The organism is Phycicoccus sp. Soil802, assembly GCF_001429605.1.
Classification (GTDB): Bacteria; Actinomycetota; Actinomycetes; order Actinomycetales; family Dermatophilaceae; genus Pedococcus.
The window spans coordinates 145,598-161,763 of the sequence record NZ_LMSS01000001.1 but is presented as its reverse complement, the minus strand read 5'-3'; the positions used below and the strand labels follow the sequence as shown (position 1 = coordinate 161,763).

Below are 16,166 nucleotides of genomic sequence, written 5' to 3'. Positions count from 1 at the left end.
TCCGCGGTCTTCGGCCCGCCACCCAGTTCGGCGAGGTGCATGCGCCCCGCGCAATCGCCAAATCAGCGGTGAGCCCGCTTGCCCTGGCAGTGACGAGCCGGGCGCCGCTGTCGAGGGTTCGTGAACCGTGTTTGTCCGGACTTGTCTGGCCGCACACGCCGATCTACTGTGTGCTCAGGTCAAGGCGCGGCCCTCCCACCTGGGAGAAGTTCAGGGTGTTTTCCAGGAGGTAGTTGTGAGTCAGCAAACTGTGCACACCAAGAATGGGGGGCAACGCGCGACCGACTCGGAGTCGCAGCGGACCCTGGAGGAACTGAGCGCTCAGGTGGCTCGTGACCGGGCCGACATCGACGCCTTGCAGGCAGGGGCCGAGCAGGCCTCCGCTCGGGCGGATGCGAGTGATGACCGGGGCATCGCGCACGACACGAGGATGGACGCCCTCGAGGCCCGATTCGACGTGGATCGAGAGGTGATCGCCCAGCTGCAGGCCGATGGGCTGCTGAGCGAGGAGCACGCGGCACACCTGAGTCACGCCCTGCAGTCGTCGCGCAAGATCGGCGCCGCGATAGGCATCGTGATGGCGGAGCGCAAGGTCAGCGAAGCAGCCGCATTCCACATCTTGAGCAAGGCCAGCCAAGACTCCAACCGCAAGCTGCAGGTCGTCGCCCATGAGGTCGTCAGCGATGGCAACACAAGGGGCCTGCGCCCGGACTGACCGCGTGTGCAAGCCACGGAGAGTGGGGGGCTCACCCACGTCTGACCCAGCGGAGCCGGGCCCCGACCGCGCACCGCGAGCGTGGCGTGGTGAGCCTCGCTACTGTGCGGTTGCATGCAGACTCCCGTGACCGTCCCGAACCTCCTCGCCGACATCGACACCGCCCGGCAGACGCTCGCCGAGGCCCTGCGGGAGTCCGATCCCGAACGCCAGCGCACCCTCGCGCTCATCGCCCAGGCCGCGGGACAGATCGCCCAGGCCGAGGCGCAGTGGCTCAGCACCACGGTCGGCTAGTCGCGCGACGGGTCGTGGACCCGTGGCGAGGAAGCCTTGCCAGCGGTGGTCAGCGCGCTCTTGCCGGAATGGTGACGGCGCGCGAGCCGCAGGTGCCAGACAGGATGCTGGAGAGCTTGCTGCGCTCGGTGGTGGTCCAGGAGCGGGCCCCCGAGCCCCACGCCTCGGCCAAGGCGACGTGGTGGTCGATGTCGACGTCCGCAGGGTTGGTCCAGGTGCGTCCGTCCGCTGATCTTGAACAGGAGTGACCGGGCACTCGTGGTGGCGGCGTCCGCCGGTGCCGCGGGGCCAACCGCCAGGCTGGCGGAGGTGACCATGGCCAGGGTGGCCGCGATCAGGCGAGCGGAAGTCACGTTCCCAGCGGACCACAACCACGCCGTCGGCGTCCTCCGCCAGAAGGTTGACCCTGACGAGGAGTGCACGTTCGGGAGGACGAAGGGGATGAACGCATGCGGCGACGCAGCCTCCCGGGGACGGCCCGTGCTTCGACCTCGCGGTGACGGGTAAGACTCATGCGGCGCATCGTCGGTGTCCAACAGCGCGGCTTCGGCGGTGACGTCCTCTCGCGTTTGCACGCCAGCGGCCGAGAGCGCCCCCGCCCACCAGGGGCAAGGGCGCTCTCGGGTCACGCCGTGACCTGACGCGAGGTCAGGCCAGCAACCGTCAGGTCAGGCGTCGTGGTCGCTGTTGGCGTTGCCGCGCGTCCCGGACTTGGCCAGGCCACGAGCGATCATGTAGCCGATGGTCAGGAACGTGATGTAGCGAAGGGCCTGCTCGGCGCTGAACGGGTCGGCGCCGCCGTCGCCACCGTCACCGACGAAGAGCGCGGTCAGCGCCACGGCCAGTACCGCGGCCACGTAGGCAATCAGCTCGGTGGTGCGGACAGCCGGACGGGTCTCGGTCGACACGTGGCGGTTGCCGCGGGTGGTGACGTCGTGGTTGGTGGTGACGTCGTGGTTGGTGGTCGTAGCCATGAGGACTCCTGTTTCCTCCGAGCATTCGGAGGCTTGATGGTGAATCCCGCGCAATGGCCCTTGTTTAGACACTCGACACCTCGGATTGAGGGGCGGCGGCCTGGCCTCGATGGGCGGCCGCGTCATGCGGTGGTTGAAGACTGTCCTACTTCTCTCAGCGCTGTCAACTCGAGAAACCGCAGGTCAGAGCCTCGCCGGACCCTCTCGCACCCGTGCCATCAGCGACCGTCGGCCTGCAGGTGCTGGACCTCCACGCGAAGGAGGGTGACTCCCAGGTCTCGGACCCGGTCGAGCAGTCCGTGCAGCTCGGCCTGGTCGGCGACCTCTGCCGTCAGGGTGGTGGTGCCATCGCTCTCGTGGGTCAGGGTGAACGCGTTGAACCACGAGCACCACTGCTCCCCGAGGTGCCCGTCGACCTGCAGCCGGTAGCGGGTCGGCGCTGGCCGGCGATCGGGCTGGTTCACGGCGAGCCCACCCGTGCGACCAGGTTGCCCGGGCGGCCGGGGCGCGTCGCGCCCCCCGCAGGACCACGGCGCGGACTCCCGCCACGGCGGATGACGAGCTCCGCGACGGCGAGGTTGATCGCCCAGCCGGCCCCGAGTCCGAGGTCGGTCGACGGGGACGCGTCGCCGAGGAGGGCATGCGCGATGCCGAGGGTGAAGGTCTGCGTGCCGGCCCCGAGGGCGAGCGCGTAGGCCCGGGTCATCCAGGCCTGGTGGGTGGCGACGTCGGCGCGTCGGATGGCCGCGAAGCCGAGCGTGATGCTGGCCGCCATGCCCGACCCGGCGGCCAGCCGGAAGAGGTAGGCCAGCACACCGGTGTCGGTCTGGCGCGGGTAGAACAGCGTCATCCACAGACCGGAGAAGGCCACTGCGAGACCGAGGGCGACCAGAGCGCGACCGGCCGCCCGGTGCCAGCCGGGCCGGCGACGACGCAGCCGGGCGGAGAACTGGAAGGCGCCGAGGACGGCATACGGGATGACGCTGAGGACGTGCACCACGACCGGCGCGGGCGACGCGGAGATCCGCGCGTTGTGCGGCAGGACCTCTGGACCACCGAACACCTCCACCAGGCGCAGGGTGCCCGCGACGACTGGTATGCCGCTCAGCGCGACCAGCGCGTAGGGCACCCACCCGGTCGGCCGGGCCGGCCGGGTGGGCGCCGCACGAAGGAGGCTGGTCACTTGGCGCCGGCCAGGTCGTGCCGTGCGCCTGCGTTGGTCGGCGCGACCGGACCGGCGGTCCCGGCGCGGCCTTCACGCCACAGGCTGTAGCCGAGGCCGACCATCGCGACTCCGATGGGGAGGGCGAAGAGCCGGAAGTTCACCTGTGGCACCAAGGGGATCGCGATCGTGGCGACGGTGCCCGCGGACAGGAGGGCGGCGGCCCACCGGGCGAGGACGTTGGCTCGGAAGAGCGCGACACCGAAGAGGAAGCCACCGAGCAGGTACGTCACGGCGTTGACCGCGCTGAGCGGACCCATGAGCCCGATGTCACCGGCCGCCTTGCCGTTGGTGGCTGCGGCGACGACGTCGGCGACGTAGCCGGGTGAGGTGTCGGCGATGGAGGGCAGCACGACCAGACCCACGATCTCGATGGCCAGCATGAGGAGGTAACCGATGGCGAAGAGGACGTAGCCGAGCAGCCCGAGCACCCGAGTCTGCTTCACCTGGCGGAGGTACATCCCGGTGATGCCCGCCAGCGACAGGACGGCCATCACCACCTTCATGCCCTGGCGGACCTTCCACTCGGTCGTGGAGACGAACGCCACGTCGATCGGCGGGTGCTTGACCTGGACGGCGATGAACAACGCTCCCGCAACCACGGCGTAGAGGCCGGCGGCTCGGATCAGCTTGCTGGTGGTGATGGTCATGACTGGCTCCTGGGTCGAGGTCCTCGGCGAGGCGCCGCGGGGGATGTCCTGAAGGTAGGAGCCGGCAGGATGACCTGGCGTCACCCAACGATGTGACCTGCGGGGGTGATCTCTAGAGCAGGCCCCGCTCGCGGGCCCTGCGGACCGCTGCCCGACGGGTGTTGACGTCGAGCTTGGTGAAGATGTGCTTGGTGTGCGTCCGCAGCGTGTTGTGCGACACGAACAGCTCGCGGGCGATCTGCGGTCCGGTCAGCTCGCTGTCCAGCAGCCGCAGCACCTGGAGCTCACGCTCGCTCAGCAGCTCTGTGGCCGCCTGAGGCTGCCGCGCAGGGTCGGCGGCTCCGGCGGGGGCGCCCCCGCGAGCAAGGATGAGCCGGGCGCGCGCGGCGGCTGTTCCCCGTGGCCCGGCAGCGTCGTGCCGTTCGACGGCACGCAGCAGCTCGAGCATCGGGGCGCCCTCGTCGAGGAAGAGCCGCACGGACGACTCGGGCTCGGCTGCGTCGGCCAACGCCTGGGCGAGCAGGCCCACGGCAGCCGCACGGTCGCCACGAGCGTCGGTGACCACGGCGCTGAGCACGGCGATCTCCAGCAGGCTGCCGCCGCGTGCGAAGGCCCGCGCGTCGTCGGCCAACCGCCGCAACAGGCCGAGCGCCTCGTCCAGCGTGCCGGGGTCGGCATCGGGGTCGGCGCGGTGTCGGGCGACCAGCAGCCGCACCAACGTCAGGTGGTCGAACTCGCGGAGGTAGTCGGCGCTGTCATCGGTGGTCACGCCGCGCTCCCCCGCCCAGCGAGCCACCTGCAGAAGGTCGCCGGCCGTGATCCACACCCGAGCCCTGATCGCCGCGATGGGACGGACGTCGGGGAAGAACCCCGGACGGTAGACCTCCGCCGCCCGGGTCAGGAGCGCCACCGCCTCGGACCGGTCGCCGCCCGCCGCGGCCACGCGACCCCTGGCCACGAACCACCGGTGGAGGCTCTCCGTCATCGGCGCCCGTTCGGCCAGAGAGGCGGCAGCGTCGAGGTGGCGCGTGGCGGCGTCGAGGTCCCCTGCGTCACAGTCCATCTCGCTGAGCCCCACGTGCAGGGTGGCCGTGGCCCGGGCGACCGGTTCGCCGTGCGCCTCCGCCAGCTCCAGGGCCCGCTCGTACAGTCCACGCGCCTCGGCCGGCCGACCCGCCGCGATCAGCAGGTCGGCGAGGACCACGGTGCTGGTGAGCTCGTCGACCGTGTTGCCGGCCGCGTGCAGGCTCGCCACCGCTGCGGTGAAGGTGTCGAACGCCGTCCCCACGTCGCCCTTCGCCCACGCCGCGAGCCCGAGGAAACCCGCGGCCCCGCCCCGGGCGAGGTGGTCCTGGGGTCCGGCCAGCGCGAGCGCGCGGGTGGCCTGGGCGACGGTGCCGGCGACGTCCCCATGCGCCTGGGCGATGGCCGCGCGGTGCACCGCGATCGTGGCGGGCAAGGTGCGCAGGTCGTCGGTGTCCGCCCACGGCAGGGCCGGGTCGGGGCCGGCCGCGAGGGCCCGCTCGGCGTCATCGAACCGTTCGCCGACCGCGTCGAGGTCCCCGGACACCATCAGCAGGTAGCCGTAGAACACGCTGAGCACCGGGCTGCGCCGGACCGTCGCGTCGGGCAGCTCCTTGAGCCAGCCGAGCAGGAGGGTTTCGCGGCGGTGTCGCCTGATCGCCGGCACCGCGAGCTCCATGAGGTATGCCGCGCGGTCGAAGTCCCCGGCATCGAGCGCGTGGCGGACCGCGTCGTCGGTGAGGTCCTGTTCCTCGTACCAGCGGCTGGCCCGCCGGTGCAGCAGCGGGACCAGCTCCGGGTGGTCGGCCAGCAGGTGCGCCTTGAGGACGTCGGCGAAGAGGTGGTGGTAGCGGTACCACCGCCGGTCGTCGTCGAGCGGGACGAGGAAGAGGTTGGCGCGGTCGAGGAGGTCGAGGACGCGTTGGCCGTCGGTGCGACCGGTGAGCGCGTCGCACAGGGGGCCGGTCAGGCGATCCACCACCGCGGTGTGCAGCAGGAAGTCGCGGACCTGCTCGGGCTGGTTGGCCAGCACCTCCTCGACGAGGTAGTCCACGACGTAGCGGTCCGTGCCGGCGAACCGCGAGACGAAGCCGCTCGGGTCAGCGCGCCCGCGCATGGACACGGCGGCGAGCTGGAGCGCGGCGATCCATCCCTCGGTGCGCTGCTCCAGCGACGCGACGTCGGAGTGGGAAAGCCCCAGTCCCGCAACGGAGTTGAGGTAGGCCGTGGTCTCGGCCAAGGTGAAGCGCAGGTCCGCGGCGCGAACCTCGACCAGCTCGCCGCGGACCCGCCAGCGGGGCAGGGGAAGGTCCGGGTCGGCGCGCGTGCTGACCAGGACGTGGACGTTCGCCGGGAGGTGTTCGAGGAAGAACGTCACTCCCGTGCGGACCTCCGGGTCGACGATCACGTGGTAGTCGTCGAGCACGAGCCAGACCTCGTCGGGCGCCGCGCCCAGGCCGTTCACCAGGGGCGTCAGCAGTGCCTCCGGCGACATCGGCCCCGACTCGATGCGCACCACCGCCCCTGGGTCGAGACCAGTGACCACCCGCTGCAAGGCGGCGACGACGTAGGCCCAGAAGGCCGCGGCCTCGTTGTCCGACGGGTCGAGCGAGACCCAGGCGACCGCTCGCCCGCTGGATGCCGTCTGCTGTGCCCAGTCGGACACCAGGGTCGTCTTGCCGAACCCGGCCGGTGCGGACACGAGGGCCAGTCGCACCCGCTCCCCCGTGTGCAGGACGTCGCGCAGCCTGGGCCGAGCCACCAGCCCCTGTCGTGGCCGCGGGATGTAGAGCTTGGTCCCGATCAGCGGACGTGCCACGTGCTTCCCCGTTCCGAGGTGCACCACCGACCGATGCGTGGCGTTGCCCCGCCCACGCTAGTGCTTTCAGAAGCCGCCCATGTCGCCGCCGCCGAAGTCGCCGCCGAACCCGCCCGAGTCGAAGCCACCAGAGTCGAACCCACCCGAGTCGAACCCACCGGAGTCGTAGCCCGCGTCCGCCGTCCCGACGTCGCCGGTCGAGTCCGCAGCGTCGCCACCGGCGTCTCCCCCGTCGGACCCCGACTCGGCCGACCCGGACTCGTCGGACCCGGATCCGTCCGAGCCAGACCCGTCCGTGCCGTCGGATCCTGCCGACGTGTCCCCTGCCTCGGCTGCCTCGGGTGAGGAGTCATAGCCGTCGAACAGCGAGTCGGCGATGGCGGACCCGATGACGACCCCGGCGATGGTGCCCATCATCGAGCCCATGATCGTGCCGCCCATCCCCAGCCCTCCGCCGACCATCCCGCCGCCGAACCGGCCGCGGCTGAAGGTCTGCTCGAGGTAGCCGGGCTGACGCAGCTCGGCGCGGGTCGCTGCCCGTGCCATCGACTGCGGGTCGGCCGTCGGCGGGGACTCCCCCGCCGGAAGCCCGGAGGACAGCTCGGCCAGCACCTGCTGGCGCTGCTCGGGGGTCAGCCGGGCGAACGCCTCGGCGTGCACCTGCTCCAGCGCCTCCGGCGGCGCGGTGCGCAGGAGGTAGCGGTAGCGCGCGATGGCGCGGTCATCCTCGGACGCCGGCCCCGACGTAGCGGGTCCTGAGGTGGCGGGTCCGGAGGCGGACGGCGCGGGGCGCGTGGATGGTGCCGGCCCGGCATACCCGCCCTGGGTCTGGAGCGGCTCGCGGCCGAGCAGTCGGTCGAGGAAGCCCATGGCACTCTCCGTCGGGAGGTGGGCAGCTGGTTGCCCACGGTGCCACCACCCTGCAACGCCGGCGCCTCGAAAGCAATCAGGCAGGCGGGCGGGCGGTCAGGAGGTCAGCGGGCGGACCGAACCTTCGAAGGCGGAGCGGCCCCGGCCCGTGGCGAGCGAGGCCTCGGTGCGGGCGTGGGCGTTCGTGGCCAGACCGGTCGAGGCGCCCACGCCGTCACGCTGGTCGAGTGCGGAGGAGTCGCCGTCCATCATGGGGATGAAGCGATCGAGCAGCTGCTGCCACATGTCCATCCGGCCCTTCTGTGCCCAAGCCGATCGTGGGGGCCCGATCGGCGACTGTGCCGTCTTCTGACGCGCAGCATGTACGATCCCCGACCTCGAGTGGTGATGACGCGCCGCAGCGATGCGTCTCATTCGTTGGTCAGGGAGCACTGGCCGAACGGTTGACCGGACAGCCCGGACGAACCGGGGCGAGTCGGGCACCAACTGGCCGACCTGTCGTCGCGATCGGTGCCGACCAGTAGCCCATCGGCGCAGGTCACGGCCGGTCAGGTCGTCCAGCCGGTGCCGGTCGAGGCTCCGGCTTCGACCAGGTCCACCGCGACCTCGAACCACACCGTGGTGCCGGCCGAGGTGCGGTGCGCCCCGAACGCGTCGGCGATGGCCTTCACGAGGGACAGCCCGCGACCCCGGACCGCCATGGTGTCGGCGCCGGTGAGCAGCGGCTCCCCGCGGTTGCCGCTGTCGGCGACGGTGACGGCCACGATCCCCGTGTCGAGGTCCATGGTGAGGTGCGACTCGGTGCCGGCGTGGAGGACGGCGTTGGTGATGAGCTCGGAGATCCCGGTCACGATGGTGTGCTGGTCGCCGTCGCCGACCTTCCAGTCGACCAGCTGCTCGCGAGCCCAGTCGCGGGCGGCGCGCACCGACTCGGGCATCGGCGGCACGACGATCGCGGACCTGCGGTGCCCCTCCGGGGAGCGACCCACCGCGATCACCGCACAGTCGTCCTCCTGCCCGGAGGCCTGCACCATCGCGTCCATGATGTGGTGCGCCACGCTGCGGGGGCTGCCGGGCGGCAGGTCGGTCAGCACGGCGAGCAGACGCTCCTCGCCCTGGTCGAACGCCTCCCCGCGCCGTTCGAGCAGGCCGTCGGTGAACCCGACGAGCATGTCGCCGATGCCCAGGGTCAGGTGGTGAGCCGGTCGCACGCCCTCGATCCCGAGGGGCGGCCCGACCGGCATCTCGACCAGCGTCCCGCGCGGGCGGCCGTCCTGTCGCGAGGCCCTGCCGAACAGCAGTGCCGGCAGCGGGTGACCCGCACTGGCCAGCACCACCTCGCCGGTGTCCGGCTCCACCGTGCCGTAGAGCATCGTGACGAACAGCTCGCCACCGAACGCCATGCCCGGTCGGGCCCGTGGGCTGCCCAGCGGCATCGACGCCGGCCACAGCGCGTCGAGGTCCCACACCACCCGGTCCAGGGCAGCCATGACCGACGCCGGGTCGCTGTTGGTCAACGCGGCGCCGCGGCAGGCGGCGCGGACCTGCCCCATCACCGTGGCCGCCATCACCCCGCGGCCGACGACGTCGCCGATGACGATCGCCAACCGCCCGTCGGGGAGGAAGAACGAGTCGTAGAAGTCGCCGCCGGCCACGGTCCCCTCCGACACCGGCTCGTAGCGGGCGGCGATGCTGATCGCGTCGGACTGCGGGAGGTTCGGCGGCAGCAGGGTCCGCTGGAGCAGCTCGGCCGTCGTGCGCTCGGCGTCGTAGACCACGGCGCGGCCCAGCGCGTCACCGACCAGGTCGCGGAACGGCGCCAGCACTGCCACCACGTCGTGCGGCACGGGTACCGCCTCGCGCTGGATCACCAACGCGGCCTGGCTCGCGCCAGTGCGGAAGGGGACGGCCACGACCTCACCGTTGTCCGACAGGTACGGCTCACCGCGCGCGATGGCCTGGGCGATGATCCCGGCCAGGTCCTCCCCGAGCTCGGACCAGATCAGGGGCAGCCGCTCCTCGTCCGGAGACAGCTGTTCGATGCGGTGCCGCCGGGCCATCCGCCACGACGCGGGCGAGGGCGAGGGCAGGCAGATCGAGACCGAGAGGCCGTCGAAGGCCACCATCGCCTGGCGCAGCACCACCTTGCACACGTCGTCGACCGTGACTGCCACGGCCAGCAGCGCCGCGAGCTTGGCGACGGCCCGGGCGCGGCCGATCGCGTTCGTGGTCTCGACGATGACGTGCAGCACCGCCAGGACCTCCCCATCGGCTCCCATGACCGGCGAACCGCTCCTCAGGTAGTAGCCGACGTCGCCGCCGTCCGAGACACCGAGGGCTCCCGAACCATGGCCCGGCCCGACCTCCCGACCACGGTCGAGGCGCAGCTCGACTCCTTCGTCGAGGAAGGGCTCGGCCTCGGTGAAGGCCCGCTCGAGCAGTGGCCCCACCTTGGGGTCGTCCCAGACCTCGGCGACGACCTTGCGGGCAGACTGACCGAAGGCCGACGGGTGCTTGCTGCCGAGCAGCTCCCGGAACGCGTCGTTGTAGAGCATCGTGAAGTCGGCGCCGCACAGCAGGGCCACCGGGAGGGGGCACTCGAGCGCGATCTCCCACGCGGCCTCGAGCTGGGTCGGCCACTGCGCCCGGGGACCGAGGGGCGTGGCCGCCCAGTCGCTGTGCGCAGCAAGGCGTCTCGCCTCTCGCGTTCGGCCCTCACCCACGCAGTCCGCCTCTGTCCGCTCTCTCGCCGCTGCACGTGCCGCACGCGGTTCGCCCTACCCGAAAGGGTATGGCCCCGACCCCAGGTAGAACACGGTCAAACCCCACTCAATCGTGAGAGATCTTCTGGGCGGCCTGAGCCTGGTCGGCGAGGAAGGCCCACTCCCAGGCCACCTGGCGCCACGCGTCGTAGCGGCCGCTCTTGCCGCCGTGGCCCGCGACCATCTCGGTGCGCAGCAGGACGGGCCGGCTCGCGGGGTCGCTCGTGGTGTGCTCGCGCAGCCGCGCGACCCACTTGGCGGGCTCGGTGAAGAACACCCGGGTGTCGTTGAGCGACGTCGTCGCCAGCACTGCCGGGTATGCCGCGTCGCGCACGTTCTCGTAGGGCGAGTAGGCCTTCATGTAGGCGTAGACCTCGGGGTCGGCCAGCGGGTTGCCCCACTCCTCCCACTCCACGACGGTCAGCGGCAGCGTCGGGTCGAGGATCGTGGTGAGGGCGTCGACGAACGGTACCGCGGCGTGGACCGCGCGGAACCGCTCGGGCGCGAGGTTGACGGCAGCGCCGATGAGCAGGCCACCGGCCGAACCTCCTTCTGCCACAAGCCGATCCGCCGCGACCCAGCCGCTGTCGACGAGGTGCGCCGCGCAGGTGACGAAGTCGGTGAAGGTGTTCTGCTTGGCCCCGAGCTTGCCCTGGTCGTACCAGGACCGGCCGAGCTCGCCACCACCACGGACGTGCGCGATGGCGTAGACGAAGCCCCGCTCGAGCAGGGACAGCCTGGCCACCGAGAAGTAGGGGTCGGACGAGATCTCGTAGGAGCCGTAGGCGCTGAGCAGGCCCGGGTGGCTGCCGTCCGGCTCCGACCCGGCCGGGAAGACCATGGACAGCGGGATGCGCGTGCCGTCGGCAGCGGTCGCCCACTCACGGCGCTGCTGGTACTGCGAGGGGTCGTAGCCACCGAGCACCGGCTGGCGCTTGAGCAGCTCGAACTCGCGGGTGGCCACGTCGTAGTCGAAGACGGTCTTCGGGGTCACCATCGACTCGAAGACGACCTGGAGCCGGGTCGTGGCGCTCTCGGGGTTGTCGCCGAGGCCGACCGAGTAGACCGGCTCGTCGAACTCGAGGTCGTGGTGCGCACCGAACCCCGACGGCTGGGACTGGTCGCGGGCCAGCACCCGGAGGGCGGTGAGCCCGTCGCGGCGCAGGGACAGGACGGCCACCTCGTCGAAGGCGTCGATGCCCTGGAACCGCTCCCCCGGCTGCGACCGCATCAGCAGCTGCCACTGGTCGGCCGAGGTGGCGTCGATCGGAGCCCAGGCCAGGTCGGAGTCGAGCGAGTCGGCGTTGTGCACGATGAGGAGCCGGTCGCCGGCCGGCTCGACGTCGTACTCGACTCCCTCGCGCCGGGGCGCCACCACCCGGAAGTCGCCGGTGGGGTCGGCGGCGTCGAGGATGCGGACCTCCGACGTCGTCTTCGACCCGAGGCCGATCATGATCCAGCGGTCGTCCCGGGAGGACCCGACACCCATCCAGAACCGCTCGTCGTCCTCCTGGTGGACCAGCACGTCGTCGTCCACGGCGGTGCCGACCCGGTGGCGCCAGACCTGGTGGGGGCGCCAGGTCTCGTCGACCCGCGTGTAGAAGACGTACTGGCCGTCGAGCGAGAACACGCAGCCGTACCCGACCTGGTCGACTGCGGTGTCGATGACGTCGCCGGTGCGAAGGTCCTTGACCCGCAACGAGAACCGTTCGTCGCCCTCGGTGTCCACGGCATACGCGAGCAGCTGGTGGTCGGGGCTGACGGTCAGGGCGCCGAGCGCGAAGAACTCGTGGCCCTTGGCTTCCTCGTTGCCGTCGAGCAGCACCTGCTCGCCCTCGACCACGACGTCAGCCGCAGGCATCGGCCGCGGTGCTCCCTCGACGCGGGGCGTGCGGCACTCGACGGAGTACTGCGCCCCCTCGAAGCTGCGGGAGTAGTACCACCAAGGACCGCTCGCCACCGGCACCGACAGGTCGGTCTCCTGGGTGCGCGACCGGATCTCCTCGAAGATCGCCTCGCGCAACGGCTGCAGGTCGGCGGTCACCGCCTCGGCGTAGGCGTTCTCGGCCTCGAGGTGGGCCCGCACCGCCGGGTCCTCCTTGTCGCGCAGCCACTCGAAGGGGTCGACCACCACGTCACCGTGGTGCTCGCGCACCGTCTCGCGGTGCTCGGCGAGGGGCGGGGTCGGCAGAGTTGCCTCAGGCGTGGTCACGCTCGCACCCTACGTGGTGGCTCAGCCCGCGAGGCAGCGCGGGCCGAGGATCACCTTGAGGTCGCCGAACAGCGCCTCGGTCGCGTTGACCCGGTAGGAGTCCTCGAGCTTCATCAGCACCGATCGACCGGGCTGGCTCAGCCGCACGTGCACCTCGGTGGAGCCCGGGTGGGACGAGAGCACCGACTTGAGCTCCTCGACCTTCGTCTGCGTCGCGCGGTTGGTGTCGATGGTGACGACGACCGGCCCCCGGGGTCCCTCGGAGATGTCGGGCAGGGTCAGGTCGGACGCGAAGATCGTGGGTGTGTCGTCGCGCCGGTTGACCCGCCCCTTCACCACGACGACGGTGTCATGGGTCAGCGCGTGCTGCACCGTGAGGTAGGCGCTGGGGAAGAACAGGCACTCGATCGCGCCCTCGAGGTCCTCGACCGTCACGATCGCCCAGAGGTCGCCCTTCTTGGTGCGCTTGACCTGCAGGCCGGTGATCAGCCCGGCGATGGTGACGTTGGCCCCCTCGGGCTTGCCGTCCTCACCCATCAGGCTCGCGATCGAGGTGTCGGCGTGGGAGGCGAGGACGTGCTCGATGCCGAACAGCGGGTGGTCGGAGACGTAGAGCCCCAACATCTCGCGCTCGAACTGCAGCAGCGTCTTCTTGTCCCACTCGACCCCGGGGATGACCGGCAGCACGGAGAAGTCGACCGACTCACCGGCCGCGTCGTCACCGAACGAGCCGAACAGCGAGTCCTGGCCGATCGCCTCCTGGCGCTTGATGTCGACGAAGTTGTCGACGAAGTCCTCGTGGACGCGGTAGAGCCCCTGGCGCGACTCCTGCAGCCCGTCGAAGGCGCCGGCCTTGATCAGCGACTCGATGGTGCGCTTGTTGCACACCACGGCCGGGCACTTCGACAGGAAGTCCTTGAAGGAGGTGAACCGGCCCTTCTCCTCGCGCGCCGCCACGATCGCCTCGACGACGTTGTGACCGACGTTGCGGATCGCCTGCATGCCGAACCGGATGTCGGTGCCGACCGCAGCGAACCGGGCCACCGAGTCGTTCACGTCGGGGGGCAGGACCTTGATGCCCATCCGCCGGCACTCGCCGAGGTAGAGGGCGGACTTGTCCTTGTCGTCGCCGACGCTGGTCAGCAGGGCGGCCATGTACTCGGCCGGGTAGTTGGCCTTGAGGTAGCCGGTCCAGTAGGAGACCAGGCCGTAGGCGGCGGTGTGCGCCTTGTTGAAGGCGTAGTCGGAGAACGGGACCAGGACGCCCCACAGTGCCGCGATCGACGCCTCGTTGAAGCCCTTGGCCTTCATGCCCTGGGAGAAGGGCACGTACTCGGCGTCGAGGACCTCCTTCTTCTTCTTGCCCATCGCGCGGCGCAGGAGGTCGGCGTTGCCGAGGGTGTAGCCCGCGAGCTTCTGGGCGATCTCCATGACCTGCTCCTGGTAGATCACCAGGCCGTAGGTGGTGCCGAGGATCGGCAGGAGCGCGTCGACCATCTCCTGCTGGAGCTTGCCCGCCAGCTGCGGGTCGAGCGGGGTGAGCTCCTGCTTGCCGTTCTTGCGCAGCGCGAAGTTGGTGTGGGCGTTGACGCCCATCGGCCCCGGTCGGTAGAGCGCGAGGGCCGCCGAGATGTCCTCGAAGTTGTCGGGTTGCATCAGCTTGAGCAGGGTGCGCATGCCACCACCGTCGAGCTGGAAGACGCCGAGGGTGTCACCGCGGGCCAGCAGGTCGAAGGTCGCCTGGTCGGTCATGTCCTTGGACAGTGCGTCGAGGTCGATGTCCTCGCCGCGGTTGGCCTTCACGTTGTCGATCGCGTCGTCGAGGATGGTGAGGTTGCGCAGCCCCAGGAAGTCCATCTTGACCAGGCCGAGCGCCTCACAGCTCGGGTAGTCGAACTGGGTGATGACCTGGCCGTCCTGCAGCCGTCGCATGATGGGGATGACGTCGATGAGCGGCTCGCTCGACATGATCACGCCGGCCGCGTGCACGCCCCACTGGCGCTTGAGCCCCTCGAGGCCGAGGGCGGTGTCGACGATCTCCTTGAAGTGCGGCTCGGTCTCGACCAGCGTGCGGAAGTCGCCGCCCTCGTTGTAGCGCTTGTGCTCCTTGTTGTAGATCTCGGCCAGCGGCACGCCCTTGCCCATCACGTCGGGGGGCATCGCCTTGGTGAGCTGCTCCCCCACGACGAACGGGTGGCCCATCACCCTGGCGGCGTCCTTGACGGCCTGCTTGGCCTTGATGGTGCCGTAGGTGACGATCTGGGCGACGCGGTCGGCGCCGTACTTGTCGGTGACGTACTTGATCACCTCACCGCGCCGGCGCTCGTCGAAGTCGACGTCGAAGTCAGGCAGCGAGGGTCGCTCGGGGTTGAGGAACCGCTCGAAGATCAGGCCGTGCGGGATCGGGTCGAGGTCGGTGATCTTCATGGCGTAGGCGCACATCGAGCCCGCACCCGAGCCACGACCGGGGCCGACCCGGATGCGGTTCTCCTTCGCCCAGTTGATGAAGTCGGCGACGACGAGGAAGTAGCCGGCATAGCCCTTGGAGACGATGACGTCGGTCTCGAAGGCGGCCTGCTTGGTGGCGTAGTCGGGGATCCCGCCGGGGAACCGCTCGACCAGTCCGCGCTGGACCTCCTTGATGAACCACGACTCCTCGTTCTCCCCCGGCGGGCACGGGAACCGCGGCATGTAGCGGCCCTCGTCCTCGGTGAACGAGATGTCGCACATCTCGGCGATGAGCAGGGTGTTGTCGCACGCCTCGGGCAGCTCGCGCCAGGTGTGCCGCATCTCGGCCGGGCTCTTGAGGTAGAAGTCGTCGGCGTCGAACTTGAACCGGTTGGGGTCCATCAGGGTCGAGCCGGACTGGACACAGAGCAGGGCGGAGTGCGCCTTGGCGTCCTCCTGCGTCGTGTAGTGCAGGTCGTTGGTGGCCACCAGCGGCAGCCCGAGCTCGCGGGCCAGCCGGAGCAGGTCCTTCTGGACGCGGCGCTCGATGTCGAGGCCGTGGTCCATCAGCTCGGCGAAGTAGTGGTCCTTGCCGAAGATGTCGCGGAAGTCGGAGGCCGCCTGCAGCGCCTCGCGGTACTGGCCCAGCCGCAACCGGGTCTGCACCTCGCCCGACGGGCACCCGGTGGTCGCGATCAGCCCCTGGCCGTACTGGCCGAGCAGCTCGCGGTCGATCCGCGGCCACTTCGCGTAGACCTGGTCGAGGCTGGCCTGCGAGTCGAGCCGGAAGAGGTTGTGCAGGCCGTTGTTGTTGCGGGCCAGCAGGGTCATGTGGGTGTAGGCGCCGGACCCGGAGACGTCGTCGCCGGACTGGTGGTCCTCACCCCACTTGACCCTCGTCTTGTCGGTGCGGTGGGTGCCGGGCGTGACGTAGGCCTCGACCCCGATGATCGGCTTGACCCCCGTGCCCTGGGCCTTCTTCCAGAACTCGTAGGCGCCGAAGACGTAGCCGTGGTCGGTCGTCGCCAGGGCCGGCATGCCCATCTCGGCGGCCTTGGTGAACAGGTCACCGATCCGCGCGGCGCCGTCGAGCATGGAGTACTCGGTGTGCACGTGGAGGTGGACGAACGAGTCGCTGCTGGAGGTGCCTGAGGCGATCTGGGGGGACATCAGAAGT

Annotated in this window: 13 protein-coding genes; 3 read left to right on the top strand and 10 right to left on the bottom strand. The window is 70.6% G+C overall.

Annotated features, from left to right (window positions below; genetic code table 11):
- The first annotated feature begins 127 nt into the window (after positions 1–127).
- The 3 genes from ASG91_RS00685 to ASG91_RS00675 all read left to right on the top strand — a co-directional run bounded on the left by ASG91_RS00685 (position 128) and on the right by ASG91_RS00675 (position 1,257).
- Positions 128–715, top strand: coding sequence for an ANTAR domain-containing protein (locus ASG91_RS00685; RefSeq protein ID WP_157605898.1), 588 nt, complete (start codon positions 128–130; stop codon positions 713–715).
- A gap of 114 nt (positions 716–829) precedes the next feature.
- On the top strand, positions 830–1,009 hold the full coding sequence (locus tag ASG91_RS00680) for a hypothetical protein (protein ID WP_056920700.1): 180 nt from the start codon (positions 830–832) through the stop codon (positions 1,007–1,009).
- A gap of 104 nt (positions 1,010–1,113) precedes the next feature.
- The gene (locus tag ASG91_RS00675; protein WP_157605895.1) at positions 1,114–1,257 is read left to right on the top strand and encodes a hypothetical protein; all 144 of its coding nucleotides are present in this window, start codon (positions 1,114–1,116) and stop codon (positions 1,255–1,257) included.
- Positions 1,258–1,677: 420 nt separating this feature from the next.
- Here ASG91_RS00675 and ASG91_RS00665 read toward each other — a convergent pair whose 3' ends face one another.
- The 10 genes from ASG91_RS00665 to dnaE form a co-directional block, all read right to left on the bottom strand.
- Positions 1,678–1,983: a hypothetical protein gene (locus tag ASG91_RS00665; protein ID WP_056920697.1), complete on the bottom strand. Its 306-nt coding sequence runs from the start codon at positions 1,981–1,983 to the stop codon at positions 1,678–1,680.
- A 218-nt stretch (positions 1,984–2,201) separates the two neighbouring features.
- Positions 2,202–2,447 (bottom strand): hypothetical protein, encoded by a 246-nt coding sequence (locus ASG91_RS00660; protein ID WP_056920696.1) that lies wholly within the window; start codon positions 2,445–2,447, stop codon positions 2,202–2,204.
- Positions 2,444–3,166, bottom strand: a complete 723-nt coding sequence (locus tag ASG91_RS00655) for a DUF2306 domain-containing protein (RefSeq protein ID WP_056920695.1) — start codon at positions 3,164–3,166, stop codon at positions 2,444–2,446. Before ASG91_RS00655 ends, ASG91_RS00660 begins: the two co-directional genes overlap by 4 nt.
- Complete coding sequence (locus ASG91_RS00650) at positions 3,163–3,855, bottom strand: hypothetical protein (RefSeq protein ID WP_056920694.1); 693 nt, start codon at positions 3,853–3,855, stop codon at positions 3,163–3,165. Before ASG91_RS00650 ends, ASG91_RS00655 begins: the two co-directional genes overlap by 4 nt.
- A 112-nt stretch (positions 3,856–3,967) precedes the next feature.
- The gene (locus ASG91_RS00645; RefSeq protein ID WP_056921191.1) at positions 3,968–6,697 is read right to left on the bottom strand and encodes a LuxR C-terminal-related transcriptional regulator; all 2,730 of its coding nucleotides are present in this window, start codon (positions 6,695–6,697) and stop codon (positions 3,968–3,970) included.
- A 66-nt stretch (positions 6,698–6,763) separates the two neighbouring features.
- Entirely contained in the window at positions 6,764–7,567 is an 804-nt protein-coding gene (locus ASG91_RS00640; RefSeq protein ID WP_056920693.1) for a hypothetical protein, read from the bottom strand.
- Positions 7,568–7,663: 96 nt separating this feature from the next.
- Positions 7,664–7,858: a hypothetical protein gene (locus tag ASG91_RS00635; protein ID WP_056920692.1), complete on the bottom strand. Its 195-nt coding sequence runs from the start codon at positions 7,856–7,858 to the stop codon at positions 7,664–7,666.
- 257 nt (positions 7,859–8,115) lie between these two features.
- Positions 8,116–10,290 (bottom strand): ATP-binding SpoIIE family protein phosphatase, encoded by a 2,175-nt coding sequence (locus ASG91_RS00630; protein ID WP_056920691.1) that lies wholly within the window; start codon positions 10,288–10,290, stop codon positions 8,116–8,118.
- Positions 10,291–10,396: 106 nt separating this feature from the next.
- Positions 10,397–12,541, bottom strand: a complete 2,145-nt coding sequence (locus ASG91_RS00625; RefSeq protein ID WP_056920690.1) for a S9 family peptidase — start codon at positions 12,539–12,541, stop codon at positions 10,397–10,399.
- 21 nt (positions 12,542–12,562) lie between these two features.
- Positions 12,563–16,159: a DNA polymerase III subunit alpha gene (dnaE, locus tag ASG91_RS00620; RefSeq protein ID WP_056920689.1), complete on the bottom strand. Its 3,597-nt coding sequence runs from the start codon at positions 16,157–16,159 to the stop codon at positions 12,563–12,565.
- Positions 16,160–16,166: the final 7 nt, after the last annotated feature.